The sequence below is a fragment of the Actinoplanes oryzae genome, assembly GCF_030757795.1.
GTDB lineage: Bacteria > Actinomycetota > Actinomycetes > Mycobacteriales > Micromonosporaceae > Actinoplanes.
In genome coordinates this window covers 120165-135373 of the sequence record NZ_JAUQWH010000003.1, presented here as the reverse complement: position 1 = coordinate 135373, position 15209 = coordinate 120165, and the positions used below count along the sequence as shown (strand labels likewise).

Annotated in this window: 12 protein-coding genes; 8 read left to right on the top strand and 4 right to left on the bottom strand. The window is 73.3% G+C overall.

Translation table 11 applies throughout. The features are described from left to right. Window positions 1-63: 63 nt before the first annotated feature. Window positions 64-5346, top strand: a complete 5283-nt coding sequence (gene pulA, locus RBH18_RS02420) for a pullulanase-type alpha-1,6-glucosidase (protein WP_372338838.1) — start codon at window positions 64-66, stop codon at window positions 5344-5346. Window positions 5347-5352: 6 nt separating this feature from the next. Here pulA and RBH18_RS02415 read toward each other — a convergent pair whose 3' ends face one another. Both RBH18_RS02415 and RBH18_RS02410 read right to left on the bottom strand, forming a co-directional pair. Beyond that, the gene (locus RBH18_RS02415; protein ID WP_306204169.1) at window positions 5353-5892 is read right to left on the bottom strand and encodes a hypothetical protein; all 540 of its coding nucleotides are present in this window, start codon (window positions 5890-5892) and stop codon (window positions 5353-5355) included. Between the two features lie 52 nt (window positions 5893-5944). Further along, window positions 5945-6925 (bottom strand): LacI family DNA-binding transcriptional regulator, encoded by a 981-nt coding sequence (locus RBH18_RS02410; RefSeq protein WP_306204168.1) that lies wholly within the window; start codon window positions 6923-6925, stop codon window positions 5945-5947. 17 nt (window positions 6926-6942) lie between these two features. Between RBH18_RS02410 and RBH18_RS02405 the strand changes: the two genes are divergently transcribed. Both RBH18_RS02405 and RBH18_RS02400 read left to right on the top strand, forming a co-directional pair. Then, the gene (locus RBH18_RS02405; RefSeq protein ID WP_306204167.1) at window positions 6943-8076 is read left to right on the top strand and encodes an MFS transporter; all 1134 of its coding nucleotides are present in this window, start codon (window positions 6943-6945) and stop codon (window positions 8074-8076) included. 33 nt (window positions 8077-8109) lie between these two features. Further along, a complete protein-coding gene (locus tag RBH18_RS02400) occupies window positions 8110-8847 on the top strand; it encodes an endonuclease/exonuclease/phosphatase family protein (protein WP_306204166.1) in 738 nt (245 codons plus the stop codon). On the opposite strand, the gene RBH18_RS02395 is transcribed toward RBH18_RS02400, so the two are convergent. Beyond that, window positions 8811-9398 carry an acyltransferase gene (locus RBH18_RS02395; protein WP_306204165.1) on the bottom strand — a complete coding sequence of 196 codons (588 nt, stop codon included), beginning with the start codon at window positions 9396-9398 and terminating at the stop codon, window positions 8811-8813. The two genes, RBH18_RS02400 and RBH18_RS02395, sit on opposite strands and share 37 nt — an antisense overlap. 239 nt (window positions 9399-9637) lie before the next feature. Here RBH18_RS02395 and RBH18_RS02390 point away from each other — a divergent pair, with 239 nt between their 5' ends. From RBH18_RS02390 to RBH18_RS02370, 5 genes are read left to right on the top strand one after another with little or no spacing between them, the layout of a single operon-like run. Beyond that, window positions 9638-10708 carry a Gfo/Idh/MocA family protein gene (locus RBH18_RS02390; protein ID WP_306204164.1) on the top strand — a complete coding sequence of 357 codons (1071 nt, stop codon included), beginning with the start codon at window positions 9638-9640 and terminating at the stop codon, window positions 10706-10708. Further along, complete coding sequence (locus RBH18_RS02385; RefSeq protein ID WP_306204163.1) at window positions 10705-11670, top strand: NAD-dependent epimerase/dehydratase family protein; 966 nt, start codon at window positions 10705-10707, stop codon at window positions 11668-11670. Before RBH18_RS02390 ends, RBH18_RS02385 begins: the two co-directional genes overlap by 4 nt. Then, window positions 11667-12788, top strand: coding sequence for a DegT/DnrJ/EryC1/StrS family aminotransferase (locus RBH18_RS02380; protein WP_306204162.1), 1122 nt, complete (start codon window positions 11667-11669; stop codon window positions 12786-12788). Before RBH18_RS02385 ends, RBH18_RS02380 begins: the two co-directional genes overlap by 4 nt. After that, entirely contained in the window at window positions 12785-13414 is a 630-nt protein-coding gene (locus RBH18_RS02375; protein ID WP_306204161.1) for an acetyltransferase, read from the top strand. The genes RBH18_RS02380 and RBH18_RS02375 overlap by 4 nt, the downstream gene beginning before the upstream one ends. Then, window positions 13415-14506 carry a DegT/DnrJ/EryC1/StrS family aminotransferase gene (locus RBH18_RS02370; protein ID WP_306204160.1) on the top strand — a complete coding sequence of 364 codons (1092 nt, stop codon included), beginning with the start codon at window positions 13415-13417 and terminating at the stop codon, window positions 14504-14506. It begins immediately after the preceding gene. Between the two features lie 5 nt (window positions 14507-14511). On the opposite strand, the gene RBH18_RS02365 is transcribed toward RBH18_RS02370, so the two are convergent. After that, window positions 14512-15171, bottom strand: a complete 660-nt coding sequence (locus RBH18_RS02365) for a class I SAM-dependent methyltransferase (protein ID WP_306204158.1) — start codon at window positions 15169-15171, stop codon at window positions 14512-14514. Between the last annotated feature and the right edge of the window lie 38 nt (window positions 15172-15209).

The following is a 15209-nucleotide window of genomic DNA, read 5'->3' as shown; positions in this document are numbered from 1 at the left end:
TGTTGCGCGGACGTTTCCGGGCCAATGCGCTGCAAAGTCACGTCAGGTCTTGCAAGCTCTTGCATGGACGTTCGTCGACGCGTTAGCGTGCGGCGCGACCGTCGAACGAGAGGCCTCGATGTGAAACGGCTCCTGCTCGCGCTCCTCCTGGTCCTGAGCACAGGCGTGCCCGCGGCGGCCGCCGAGAAAAGGCCCGCCGAGAAAAAGGCGGCGACGACCAACGAGCAGTTCTACTTCGTCCTCCCGGACCGCTTCGCCGACGGCGACAGGAGCAACAACACCGGCACGCTGACCGGCGACCGGCTCACGACCGGCTACGACCCGGCGGACAAGGGCTTCTACCACGGCGGCGACCTCCAGGGCGTCCTCGACCGGCTCGACTACATCCAGGGGCTGGGCACCACGGCCATCTGGCTCGCGCCCGTCTTCAAGAACAAGCCCGTGCAGGGCAGCGGCGCCGACGTGTCGGCCGGCTACCACGGCTACTGGATCCAGGACTTCACCCAGGTGGATCCGCACTTCGGCAGCAACGCGGACCTGCAGCGCCTCGTGGACGCGGCGCACCGGCGCGGCATGAAGATCTACCTGGACATCATCGTCAACCACACCGCCGACGTCATCAAGTACGCCGAGAACCAGTACTCGTACATCGACAAGGCGGCCGAGCCCTACCGCGACGCGCAGGGCCGCGCCTTCGAGGACCGCAACTACGCCGACGGCACGCGCGCCTTCCCGCAGGTGAACACGCAATCGTTCCCGTACACGCCGGTGCTGGACCCCGCGGAGAAGAAGGTGCCCGCGTGGCTCAACGACCCCACGATGTACCACAACCGGGGCGACTCCACGTTCACCGGGGAGAACAGCGAGTACGGCGACTTCTTCGGCCTCGACGACCTGTGGACCGAGCGCCCCGAGGTGGTCCGGGGCATGACGAAGATCTACGGCGACTGGGTCAGGAACACCGGCATCGACGGCTACCGGCTCGACACGGTCAAGCACACCGGCCTCGACTTCTGGCCGCAGTTCTCCGCGGGGATCGCCGAGGCGGCGCGGCAGGCGGGCAAGCCGGGCTTCTTCATGTTCGGCGAGGTCTACAGCGCCGATCAGGACATCGAGTCCACGTACGTGCGCCGCGGCAAGCTGCCCGCCACGCTCGACTTCTCGTTCCAGGACGCGGCGAAGGCGTACACGTCGACCGCGACCGGATCCGCGCAGGCCCTGGCCGACATGTACGCCAAGGACGGCCTCTACACGACGCCGACGACGGACGCCGGCCGGCTGCCCACCTTCCTGGGCAACCACGACATGGGCCGCATCGGCTCGTTCGTGGCCGGCGGCGGCACCGACCCGGCCACCCACCTGCGCCGCGACGAGCTGGCCCACGAGCTGATGTTCCTGACCCGCGGCCAGCCGGTGATCTACTCCGGCGACGAGCAGGGCTTCACCGGCCCGGGCGGCGACAAGGACGCCCGGCAGGACATGTTCGCCAGCAGGTCGGCGGACTATCTCGACGACGACCTGCTCGGCACCGACCGCACCCACGCGGTGGCCAACTACGAGACCGGCCACCCGCTCTACCGCACGATCGCCACGCTCGGCGCGCTGCGCAAGGCGCACCCGGCGCTGCGGGACGGCATCCAGGTCACCCGGTACGCCGCGGACGGCCCCGGGGTCTTCGCCGCCTCCCGCGTGGATCCCGCCGCCCGCCGCGAGTACGTGGTCGCCGTGAACAACGCGACCACCGCCCGGACCGTCACCCTCGACACGTGGACGCCGGGCACCGCGTTCCAGGGCATCTACGGCGGCGCCGGAGCGGCCCGCACCACCGCGGACGGCAAGCTGACGATCACCGTGCCCCCGCTGGCGGCCGTCGCCTACCGCGCCCTGAAGACCGTGCCCAGGCCCACGGCCGCGCCGGCCGTGTCACTTACGGCGCCCGAGGCCCCGGCCACCCGTGCCGACCTGACCGCCACCGTCACCGGCGATCCGCTGGCGACGGTGTTGTTCGAGGCACGCGTCGGCGACCGGTGGCAGCAGCTCGGCACGACCACCGCCACCCATCGGATCAGCCACGACCTGACCGGGCTGGCCGGCGGCACCCCGATCACCTACCGCGCCACCGTGCAGGGCAGCCGGAGCCGCGCGACCACGAGCATCAAGGTGGGCACACCGGCCGTCGCCTCGGCACCCGGTTACGCGGTCGTGCACTACCAACGGCCGGCCGGGGACTACGACGGCTGGAGCCTGTATGCCTTCGGCGACGTCGCGGATCCGATGACCTGGCCGCAGGGCGCGGCGTTCGACGGCGAGGACGCGTACGGCAGATTCGCCTGGGTGAAGTTGAAGCCCGGCGCCACGAACGTCGGCTTCCTCGTGGTCGACGAGAACGGCACCAAGGACGTGAGCGCCGACCGCTTCCTCGACCCCACGAAGACCCCGGAAGTCTGGCTGCGGCAGGGCGATCCGGCCGTGGGCATCGAGCGGCCACCCGGCGGCGAGCAGACCGACGCGGTCCTCCACTACCACCGCGACGACGGCGACTACGACGGCTGGGGCCTGCACGTGTGGGACGGCGCCGCGGCCCCGACCGAGTGGAGCGCGCCGCTGCGGCCCGCCGCGACCGACGACTTCGGCGTGACCTTCCGGGTGCCGCTCGCGCCCGGCGCCACCGGCGTGAGCTACATCCTGCACCAGGGCGACACCAAGGACCTGCCCACCGACCAGCGCCTCGACGTGGCGGCCGCCGGGCACGAGATCTGGGTGCTGGCCGGCGTACCCGAAAGGCTGGTGCCCTTGGCCCGCCCGGCCGGCGGCGGGGGCAGCACCGACCTGAGCAAGGCGTCGGCGGTGTGGCTGGACCGGTCGACGATCGCGTGGCGGGCGCCGAACGGCACCGACGGCCGGGTCTACGACCTGATCTGGGACGACGACGGCGGCCTCGACCCGGCGGCGCCGCAGCACAGCCTGCGCCTGAGCGCCCAGCGCAACGGCCTCACCGAGGCGCAGCGCCAGAAGTACCCGCACCTGTGGCAGTACCAGGCCTTCCGGCTGTCTACGAAGGACATCCGAGCCACCCTGCGCGCCCAGGTCGCCGTCACCGAACGGGATGCGGCCGGGAAGCTGCTGTCCGCCACCGGCGTGCAATTGGCCGGCGCCCTCGACGACGTGTACGCGAAGGCGACCCAGGAGCGGCTCGGGCCCGTCTTCTCCACGACCGGGCCGACCCTGTCCGTGTGGGCGCCCACCGCGCGCACCGTCCAGCTCGAACTCGACGGGCAGGCCCGGGACATGCGCCGCGACGACGCCACGGGCGTGTGGTCCATCACCGGGCCCGCGTCGTGGAAGGGCAAGGACTACCGATACCGCGTCACCGCCTGGCAGCCCGCGGCGCAGCGGTTCGTCACGGCGAGCGTCACGGACCCGTACTCGGTCGCGCTGTCCGTGGATTCGACCCACAGCCGCATCGCCGACCTGAGCGATGCCGACCAGAAGCCCGCGGGCTGGGCGGCCCTGCGCAAGCCCGCGCCGGGCAGGACCCAGATCACCGAGCTGTCCGTACGCGACTTCTCCGCCGCCGGCACGTATGAGGCCTTCACCGAGGACTCCCCGGGCACCCGCCACCTGGCGTCGCTCGCGAAGGCCGGCACCACGCACGTCCACCTGCTCCCGGTCTTCGACTTCGCCACCATCCCGGAGCGCCGCGCCGACCAGCAGCAGCCCCCGTGCGACCTGGCGTCCCTCCCACCGGACTCCGCCGAGCAGCAGAAGTGCATCGCCCAGGTGGCCGCATCCGACGGCTACAACTGGGGATACGACCCGCTGCACTACACGGTCCCGGAGGGCGGCTACGCGCAATCGCCCGACGCCCGGACCAAGGAGTTCCGCGGGATGGTCGCCGCGCTCAACAGGACCGGGCTGCGCGTGGTGATGGACGTCGTCTACAACCACACCTCCGCCGCCGGCACGGATCCGCACTCGGTGCTCGACCAGATCGTGCCCGGCTACTACCAGCGGCTGCTCGAGGACGGCACGGTCGCCACCTCCACCTGCTGCGCCAACACGGCTCCCGAGAACGCCATGATGGGCAAGCTGGTCGTCGACTCGGTCGTCACGTGGGCCCGCGAGTACAAGGTCGACGGCTTCCGCTTCGACCTCATGGGACACCACCCCAAGGCCAACATCCTCGCCGTACGCGCGGCGCTGGACAGGCTGACGGTCGCGCGCGACGGCGTGGACGGCAAGCGGATCCTGCTCTACGGCGAGGGCTGGGACTTCGGGGAGGTCGCCGGCGACGCCCGCTTCGTGCAGGCGACCCAGGCCAACATGGCCGGGACCGGCATCGCGACCTTCAACGACCGCCTGCGCGACGCGGTCCGGGGCGGCGGCCCGTTCGACGAGAACCCGCGCGTCCAGGGCTTCGCCTCCGGGCTGCTGACCGACCCCAACGGCGATCCCGTCAACGGCACCCCGGCCGAGCAGCGCGCCCGGCTCCTGCACTATCAGGACCTCATCAAGGTGGGGCTGACCGGCAACCTGGCCGGCTACCGCTTCACCGCCACCGACGGCGCCGTGCACACCGGCTCGTCGATCGGCTACAACGGCGCCCCGGCGGGATACACGGCCGCCCCGGGCGAATCCGTCACCTACGTCGACGCGCACGACAACGAGATCCTGTACGACGCCCTCGCCTACAAGCTGCCGCAGGCCACCTCGCCCCTGGACCGGGCGCGCATGCAGGCGGTCGCGCTGGCCACGACGGCCCTCGGGCAGGGGCCCGGCTTCGTCACCACGGGCAGCGAACGGCTGCGCTCCAAGTCGCTGGACCGCAACTCCTTCAACAGCGGCGACTGGTTCAACCGCATCGAGTGGGACTGCGCCGCGGGCAACGGCTTCGGCAAGGGGCTGCCGCCGGCCGCGGACAACGAGAGCAAATGGCCGTACGCCCGCCCGCTCCTGAAGGATCCGAAGCTGGTCCCGACGTGTGCGGCGGTGGACCTGGCGCAGCGCGGCTACGAGGAGCTGCTGCGCATCCGCGGCTCGTCACCGCTCTTCGCCCTGCCCACGGCGGCCGAGGTGCAGAAGCGCCTGACCTTCCCGCTCTCCGGCACGGCCGAGACCCCGGGCGTCCTCACCATGCACCTCGACGGCCGCGGCCTGGACCCCCGCTGGAAGTCCATCACCGTGGTCTTCAACGCCACCCCGGCGACCGCCACGCAGACGCTCCCCGCCCTGCGCGGCGCCTCGGTCGCCCTGCACCCGGAACAGAAAAACGCGGCCGCCTTCGACCGGGCGCACGGCACCTTCACCGTCCCGGCCCGCACGGTGGCGGTGTTCGTGCAGAAGTGAGCGGGATCAGCCGGCGAGACGGGTCCAGGTCTTGCAGCCGCTGGTGCGGAAGACGAAGTCCGTGGCGTCGACGGTGACGACGAGCTGGCCCTGGGAGAGGCCGTTGGCGATGATGCCGCTCGAGGTGCCGTCGGCGTTGCGGGCGCGTTCCCAGTAGCAGTGGCCCGTGTTGCCGGTCGAGCGGTAGGTGCCCGGCCGGAAGTCGGAGCCGGCGAAGTAGGCGCCGTCGCCCGGGATCGTGGTCTTGCGGGACTTGACGCGCAGTGCCGGGCTCAGGACGCGGACCCAGGTGCGGCAGTTGCGCGTCCGGAAGATCTTGTCGGTGGCCCGGATCTGGGCGAGGCGCTGCCCGGCGCCGATGTCGTTGCTGATGATGCTCGCGGTCGTCCCGGAGGCGTTGCGGGCGCGTTCCCAGTAGCAGGACGTGTTGCCCGTCGACCGGTAGATGCCGGCCGGGACGTCTTTGCCGACGACATAGGCGCCGGTGCCCGGGATGGTGTTCACGGCGAAGGCGGCGGACAGGACGGCGACGACAGGGACCAGCATGACGGCCGACGTTACGGCGGCGGGGGAGCGTCCGGGGCGGCGCCACGCTGCCTCAAACGGAGGATGACGCGCGCTCGACCAGCTCCCACGCGGCGTGCTCGGTGCGCAGCGTGCCCGTCACGAGCTGGCGCGCACAGGCCGCGCCCTGATCGCGCAGGGACTGCCGGACCGTGGTGAGCCCGGCCTCCGCGGCTCCGGCCGCGTCGTCCCATCCCGCGAGCCGGAAGGGCCCGCGCGGCAGGGCCAGCGCGACCTGGTCGCCCATCGCCGCGACGGCGTCCACGTCGCCCAGCTCGGCGAAACGGGAGAGAGCCTCGGCGGGATCGTTGCGTGCCAGCACCAGCACCGGCACGTCCGCCCAGTCCACGCCGAGCGCGACAAGAGCGTCCCGATAGCCCGCCAGCCGGTGCCGCGTCACCGGGAAGGACGCCGACGCCGGGTCCGGGCCGTGGCGCAGGCCGGGCGTGCGCGCACGGCTCAGCGGGAAGGACACCACGGCCGGGCGGCGCGCGCCGCGGAAGACGGCCAGCCCCACGGCCTCGGCGGCGGCGCGGTCGTCGATGGTCACCAGCCCGGCGCCGGGCACGGCCGGGCCGCCGAAGACCACCGCCGGGCGGCGCGTGACGACCTCGAGGACCGGGTCGTCGTCGCCGGTGGTCCAGACGACATAGCCGTCGACGGCGGCCGCGCGGACCCGGGCGGGATCCTCCGGGCCGCCGGTCACCGGGATCAGGGTCAGGCCCAGGCCCGCGGAGACGCACACGGAGGCCACCCCGGCGAGGAAGCGGGTCGCCTGCGGGTCCTCGAACGCGTAGGTCAGGTGCTCGCCCAGCACCACCCCGATCGTGCCGGTGCGGCGGGTGCGCAGGGCCCGGGCGCCCGGGTCGGGGCCCGCGTAGCCGAGCCGGCGGGCCACCTCGCGCACGTGCTCGCGAGTCGTGGCAGAGACCCGCTCCGGCCTGCTGAAAGTGTAGGAGACCGTCATCACGGACACCCCCGCTGCGGCGGCCACCTCCGCCATCGTCACCGGCATTGTGTAACGATACACAGATGCGGACGTACGGGCCATGGGCGGTGTTCGGCGTGTTCTGGGGCGCGTGGGGCGCGGCGATCCCCGCGGTCCGGGACCAGGCCGGGGTCACGGACGGGCAGCTGGGGGTCGCGCTGCTGTTCATCGGGCTCGGGGCGCTGCCCGCGATGGCGTACACGGGAAGGCTCGTCGATCGGTGGGGCACCCGGGTCGCCGGCCCGCTGATCGCCGTGTTCGGCGCGGCCGGCCCCGCCATGATCCTCGGCGCGCGCGGGCCGGTGAGCCTCTCGGCGGGCCTGGCCCTGCTGGGCGCGGCGTCCGGCGCCGCCGACGTGGCGATCAATGCCCTCGCCGCGGAGTCCGAACGGCTGACCGGCCGCCCGGTGATCGCCCGCTCGCACGCCACCTTCTCGGCGTCGGTGGTGGTGGGCAGCATCCTGACCGGGGTGCTGCTCGCCGTGGGCGCCCCGGTGCTCGTCCCGTTCCTGGTGGTGCTGGCCGGCTCGCTCGTGGCCCGGGCGGGGCGGCGTGGATCCGGCCGGACGGAGATCGTGTCCAGCAGCCCCCGGAAGGGGTTGATCGCCATCGGGCTGACAGCCGCGCTCGCCTTCGCCGTGGAGAACGCCCACCAGAGCTGGTCGGCGGTCTTCCTGCACGACGTCCTCGGCGCGGGACCCGGCGGGAGCGCCGCCGCCCCGGCCGTCTTCGCGGCCATCGCCAGCATCACCCGCTTCGCGATCGGCGGACTGGGCGGCCGGCACCCCGGCGCGGTCCTGGTCGCCGGGGGAGCGGCCGCCGTCGCCGGTACGGCCACCGTGGCGGCCGCGGCCTCGCCCGCTCTCGCCCTCACCGGCCTCGCCGTGGCCGCCGCCGGCACCGCGGTCCTCTACCCGACGCTGATCGGTGCCGGGCTGGCCCACGTGCCCGGTGCCGCCCGGGGCCGCGCGACCTCCCGGGTGGCCACGACGGCGTACCTGGGCTTCCTCGCGGGCCCGGTCTACGTCGGCTTCGTGGCGTCGCACGGCGGCCTGCGCGGGGCGTTCCTGGCCGTGGCCGTCCTCGCGGCGCTCTTCACGGTCCTGGCCGCACCCGTGGTGAAAGTGACAGGCGACGCACACATTCCTCTCAAGTCCCCTGGTCACGATCGCGATTAGGAGTGCGATCGACATCAGCGGACGGAGACCCCGGTGAGCCTCAGCCTGGCCAGCCTCAACCTGCACGCCGGGCGCGACCGTGCCTCGGCCCGCTACGACGTCGCGGCCGCGATCGCCGCCCTCGGCACCGACGTGGTCGTCGTGCAGGAGAACTGGCGACCGGCGGGGGAGCGCAGCCTCGCCGAGCGGGCCGCGGTGGCGGGCGGCTATGCGGCGTACGCGGAGATCGACGTCGTGACCGGGCGCACGCTGCGGGAGCTGGGCGTCGCGGAGGACGACTCGGAGACGGGCGCCTGGGGGCTGGCGATCATGAGCCGGGTGCCGTGGCGCAGCCTCGGGGCGCTCGCCCTGAGCGCCGCCCCGGGCGACGTCGTGGGCGTCCGGCGGGCGATCGTGGCCGAGATCCCGGCCGGCGACGGGCTGCTGCGGGTCGCCGGCACGCACCTCACGCACCGGCTGGTGCACGGTCCCGCCCAGCTGGCCCGGCTCCGGAGGGCGCTCGCGGGCTCGGACGTGCCGACGGTCATCGCCGGCGACCTGAACATGTGCCGGCCGACGGTGTGGCTCGGCGGCCCGTACCGGCCGGTGCTGCACGGGCGCAGCTGGCCGGCGCACCGCCCGGTCGCGCAGATCGACCACGTCCTGGCCGGGCCGGGCGTCACCGTCACCGGCGGCGAGGTCGGCCCGGCGGTCGGTTCCGATCACCTCCCGGTCCGCGTGACGCTCGCCGTGGCTCACCAGGCGGTCAGGATCCCGTCCTTCTCGGCGTAGAGCTCGCTGGTCTCGGGACACACCCACAGGCCCTCCGACTTGAGGATCAGGGGACGCCCGGCGCGGCCCACCCAGCCGACCCGCCGGGCCGGTACGCCCACCACGAGCGCGAAGTCCGGCACGTCCTTCGTGACGACGGCCCCGGCCGCCACGAGCGCCCACCGGCCCACGGTCACCGGCGCGACGCACACCGCCCGGGCGCCGATGGCGGCACCCTCGCGCACGGTGACGCCGACGGCGGTCCAGTCGTCGCCGGTCTTCAGCCTGCCGTCCGGCGTGACGGCCCGCGGGTACTCGTCGTTGGTCAGCACCGCGGCCGGCCCCACGAAGACCCCGTCGCCGAGCCGGGCGGGCTCGTAGACCAGGGCGTGGTTCTGCAGCTTGACGTTGTCGCCGGCGGTGACGCCGGGGCCCACGTACGCGCCGCGGCCGACAGTGCAGTTCTCGCCGAGAACGGCGTCCTCGCGGATCTGGGCGAGGTGCCAGACCCTGGTGCCGTCGCCGAGCCGGGCGCGTTCGTCCACATCTGCCGTGGGAGCGATGAAGGGCATGACCGGTCAGGGTAGTCGGCGCGCCGGACGCCACGGTGTCGCGCAATTGACGCTCACGGTCCAATGTGACTGAAGGGCGGCGTGCCCGATGACCGAGCGTCGCACGTGGGTGACCGAAGGTACCGGCGCGCCCTCCCGGCTTCCGCCAGAATATGAAACGGGCTCTGGCGTCGCGAGCGCGCGCATCGATAGCTTGCCGGACGGAAGCGTCCTGTCCGTCGTCGATGAAACGGATGCCCGTGAATCCCACCGCACCCGAACCGGATCCGATCGGTGTCGCCGTGGTCGGGGCCGGCTACTGGGGCCCCAACCTCGTCCGCAACTTCCAGTCCTCGCCCGCCTTCCGCCTGCGCTGGCTCTGCGACCTCGACGCCGCGCGCGCCCGCCGGGTCCTCGGGAACTACTCGACGGTCCAGGTCTCCGCCGAGCTCGACGAGGTCCTCGCCGACCCGCACGTGGACGCCGTCGCCATCGCCACCCCGGCCGGCACCCACCTGCCCGTGGCAATGGCCGCCCTGCGCGCCGGCAAGCACGTCCTCGTCGAGAAGCCGCTCGCCGCGACCTATGCGGAGGGACTCGAGCTCGTCGCCGAGGCCGACCGCCGGGGCCTGACGCTGATGTGCGACCACACCTACTGCTACACCCCGGCCGTGCTGCGCATCCGCGAGTTCCTGCGCTCGGGCGACCTGGGGGAACTGCACTTCCTGGATTCCGTACGCATCAACCTGGGTCTCGTGCAGCGCGACATCGACGTGGTCTGGGACCTCGCCCCGCACGACCTGTCGATCCTGGACTTCGTCCTGCCGCCCGGCGTGCGCCCGGTGGCCGTGGCGGCGCAGGGCGCGGACGGCATCGGCGCGGGCCGGGCCTGCGTGGCCTACCTGACTCTGCGCCTCAGCACCGGCGCCATCGCGCACGTGCACGTCAACTGGCTCTCGCCGGTGAAGGTCCGCACGACCATCGTCGGCGGATCCAAGCGCACGCTCGTGTGGGACGACCTCAACCCCAGCCAGCGCCTCGCCGTGTACGACCGGGGCGTCGACGTGGCCTCGCCCGACGAGCTGGGCGACGAGCAGCGCCGCGACGTGCTGATCTCGTACCGCTCCGGGGACATGGTGGCGCCGGCGCTGGCCGAGCGGGAGGCGCTGCGCACCATGGTGGACGAGTACGCGCGGGCCATCACCACGAAGACTCCCGCCCTGACCGACGGGCGCTCGGGCCTGCGGGTCCTGGCGATCCTGCAGGCCGCCACGCGCAGCCTGGCCGAGGGCGGGACGATGATCGACATCGACGAAGGGCACATGGCGTGACAGGCGTACCGATCGAGGGCGCGCGCGCCCTGGTCACCGGCGGGGCGGGCACCATCGGCTCGCACGTGGTCGACGAGCTGGTCCGGGGCGGGGCGGCGGAGATCGTCGTGCTCGACAATCTCGTGCGCGGCCGCCACGCGAATCTGGCGTGGGCGCTGGCGAACGGTCCCGTCCGGCTGATCGAGGGCGACATCCGCGACCAGGCGCTCGTGCGGGAGGTGACCGCGGGCAAGGACCTGGTGTTCCACCTCGCCGCCATCCGCATCACCCAGTGCGCGGAGGAGCCCCGGCTGGCCAACGAGGTGCTGGTCGACGGCACGTTCAACGTCGTCGAGGCGGCCGCCGCGGAGGGCGTCCGGAAGGTCGTCGCGTCGTCGTCGGCGAGCGTCTACGGCCTCGCCGAGCAGTTCCCGACCACGGAACGGCACCATCCGTACAACAACGACACCTTCTACGGCGCCGCGAAGGCCTTCAACGAGGCGACGCTGCGCAGCTTTCACAGCATGGCCGGGCTGGACTACGTGGCTCTGCGCTACTTCAACGTGTACGGCCCCCGGATGGACATCTACGGCCTCTACACCGAGGTGCTCATCCGCTGGATGGAACGCATCGAGTCGGGCACGCCGCCGCTGATCCTCGGCGACGGGCTGCAGACGATGGACTTCGTGCACGTGGCCGACATCGCCCGCGCGAACATCCTGGCCGCCCGGGCGCCCGTCACCGACGAGGTGTTCAACGTGGCCAGTGGCACCGAGACCAGCCTCAAGGAGCTGGCCCAGGCGCTCAGCGAGGTCATGAAGTCCGACCTGGCCCCCGAGCACGGCCCGGCCCGCGCGGTCAACGGCGTCACGCGGCGCCTGGCCGACACGTCCGCCGCCGCCGAGAGGCTGGGCTTCCGCGCCGAGATCGGGCTCCGCGAGGGCCTCGAGGGCCTCGTGGACTGGTGGAGGTCCTCCCGGTGAAGCGGATCCCCGTCATGATCCCGCGGCTCGGCGAGGAGGAGGCGCAGGCCGCGGCCGAGGCCGTGCGCTCCGGCTGGGTCGCGCAGGGCCCGCGGGTCGCGCAGTTCGAGCGCGAGTTCGCCGGGGTCGCCGGCGCGAGCCACGGCGTCGCGGTCAGCTCCTGCACCACGGCGCTGCACCTGGCGCTGGTGCTCGCGGGCGTCGGCCCGGGCGACGAGGTCGTCGTGCCGTCGTTCTCGTTCATCGCCACGGCCAACGCCGTCCGCTACGTCGGGGCCACGCCGGTCTTCGCGGACGTGGATCTCGCGACGGGCAACCTCACCGCCGAGACGGTCGACGTCGTCCGCACCCCGCGCACCAAGGCCGTCATCGCCGTCCACCAGGGCGGCGTCCCCTTCGACACCGTGGCTCTGCGCAAGGCCGCGGAGGGATGGGGTCTGCGGCTGGTCGAGGACGCGGCGTGCGCGGCGGGATCCACGGCGTACGGGGTGCCGGCCGGTGCCGGTGCCGCCGTCGCCGCGTGGTCCTTCCATCCGCGCAAGCTGCTCACCACCGGCGAGGGCGGCATGCTGACCCTCGACGACGCGGACGACGCCGTGCGCCTGCGCCGCCTGCGCGAGCACGGCATGAACGTCTCCGCCGCCGACCGGCACGCCAGCGCCCAGCCGGTGCTCGAGGCGTACCTGGAGACCGCCTACAACTACCGGATGACCGACATCCAGGCGGCGGTCGGGCTCGTCCAGCTGGGCCGGCTCGCAGGCCTGGTGGAGCAGCGCCGCGCCCTGGCGGCCCGCTACCACGAGCTGCTGGCGGACATCCCCGGCCTGGTGCCCGTCCGGGATCCCGAGTACGGCCGGACGAACTACCAGTCCTTCTGGGTGCTGCTGACCGACGAGTACGCCACCGGCCGCGACGACCTCCTCGCCAAGCTCGCCGAGCACGGCGTCTCCGCCCGCCGCGGCATCATGGCGGCGCACCTGGAACCGGCCTACGCCGACGTCACGCCCGGACCGCTGCCGAACACCGAGCGGCTGACCCGCGACTCGCTGATCCTGCCGTTGCACCACGCGCTCACGGACGAGGACCAGATCTTCATCGCCGGGCTCCTGCGCCCATGAAGGACCTCGTCATCGTCGGCGCCGGCGGTTTCGCCCGCGAGACCGCCGCCGCCGCGCTGGCCGCCGGCTGGCACGTGCTCGGCTTCGTCGACGACGACCCGGCCCTGCCCGGCACCACCCGCTCCGAGCTGCCTGTCCTCGGCGCCGTCGCCGGCGTGGCCGAGATGGACGCCGCCGTCGTGGTGTGCGTGGGCAACCCCCGCAACTACACCGCCCGGCAGCTCATCGTCGAGCGGCTCGGCCTGCCCGCCGGCCGGTACGCCACCGTCGTGCACCCGGCGGCCGAGCTCGGCGCCGGCAGCCTCGTCGGTCCTGGCACCGTCCTGCTCGCCGGGACCGTGCTCACCGCGGACGTCACCGTCGGATCCCATGTCGCCGTCATGCCACACGCCGTGCTGACCCACGACGACCAGGTGGCCGACTACGTGACCATCGCCTCCGGGGTGCGCCTCGGCGGCTCGGCCACCGTGCGGACCGGGGCCTATCTCGGCTCCGGCGCCCTGATCCGCGAGGGCGTGACCGTCGGCGAGCGAGCGCTGGTCGGCATGGGCTCGGTGGTGCTGCACGACATCCCGGCCGGCGAGGTCTGGGCCGGCAATCCCGCGCGCTTTCTCCGGAGGAACTGAATGTCCAGCATCCCGCTCGTCGACCTGGCCGCCGCGCACGCGGAGGTGGCCGAGGAGGTCGAGGCCGGCTTCAAGCGCGTCATCGCCGCGACGGCGTTCGTGGGCGGTGCGGAGGTGACCGCGTTCGAGGAGGAGTACGCCGCGTTCTCCGGCCTGCCGCACTGCGTCGGCGTGGCCAACGGCACGGACGCCCTCGAGCTCGCACTGCGTGCCGTCGGCGTGGGCCCGGGCAGTGAGGTGATCCTGCCCGCGAACACGTTCGTCGCGACCGCCGAGGCCGTGGCCCGCGCCGGGGCGGACGTCGTGCTCGTCGACTGCGACCCGCGCACCTACCTCATCGACACGGACGCCGCGCTGGCCGCCGTCACGCCCGCGACCCGCGCCATCGTGCCGGTGCACCTGTACGGCCAGCTGGCCCCGGTCGAGCGGCTGGCCGGCGCGGGCGTCGCCGTCGTCGAGGACGCCGCCCAGTGCCAGGGCGCCACCCGCCACGGCCGCGGCGCCGGGGCGGACGGGATCGCGTCGACCAGCTTCTACCCGGGCAAGAACCTCGGCGCGTACGGGGACGCCGGGGCGGTCGTGACGGCCGACGAGGAGCTGGCGACCACCGTACGGACCCTCGGCAGCCACGGCGGGCTCACGAAGTACCGGCACGACCTGATCGGGGTGAACAGCCGGCTCGACGGGCTGCAGGCCGTGGTGCTGCGGGCGAAGCTGACCCGGCTGGCCCGCTGGAACGAGCTGCGCCGCGCCGCCGCCGCCCGCTACGACGAGCTGCTCGCCGGCCTCGACGTGGTGCCGCCGGTGACGCTCGGCGGCAACGAGCACGTGTGGCACATCTACGGCATCCGGGTGCCCGGCGGGCGCCGCGACGCGGTGCTGTCCCGGCTGCACACCGCCGGGGTGGGCGCGGCGATCCACTACCCGTTCCCGGTGCACGCGACGGGCGCCTTCGCGTCCCTCGGCGGGTCCTTCCCGCACGCCGAGGCCGCCGCGGCCGAGCTGCTGTCGCTGCCGATCTATCCGCAGATCACGGCGGACCAGCAGGCGCGGGTCGCCGAGGCGCTGGCGGACGCGCTGCGCCTCGCATGAGCCGGTCAGTCCCGGATCGCGGTGACCGACTTGATCAGGCCGCCCGCGCGTTCGTACCAGAGGCGCGACTCCGGGAAGTAGGCGCGCATCTCGGTGAGCGAGAGCAGCTCGACCGAGGCGGCGTTCGCGATCGCCTCGGGCAGGTTGTCCGCCCGCCCGGGGCTCAGCGGCCAGCGCCGGGTCACCTCGGCGCGCATCCGCAACGGCAGGAACTGCATCCCGGGGAACACCCAGTGCGGCTCCACGGGGAAGTAGCGGTACGGGGTCTGCACCCAGTGCCGGTCGGCGGCGCGCTGCACGACCTCGGCGAACCGCTGCCGGGGCCCGTGCCCGCCGACGTGCTCGATGACCGAGTTGGACACCACGAGGTCGAAGGTGCGTCCCGCCAGCGCCGGCGGGGGTGCGCAGGCGTCACCGATGACCGTCTCGAGCCACGGCGGCTCCGGGTCGCACGGCATCAGGTTGAGGATGGTGACCCGCGCGGGGCGGACGGCGACCGTACGCCAGAAGTGCGGTTCGCCGCCGAGGTCGAGCACGCTCATGCCCGCGAGGCCGGGGAAGGACGCCAGGAGCTTCGCCGCCCGGCGGGCCCGGGCGCGGTGTCCCAGCGAGCCCGGCCGGGAGCCGTCCGCCACCCGCGCCCGCAGTCTGTCGCCGATCGCCATCGCGTAAGTATCCACATTGCTGAGAAGGGCGTCCGAAA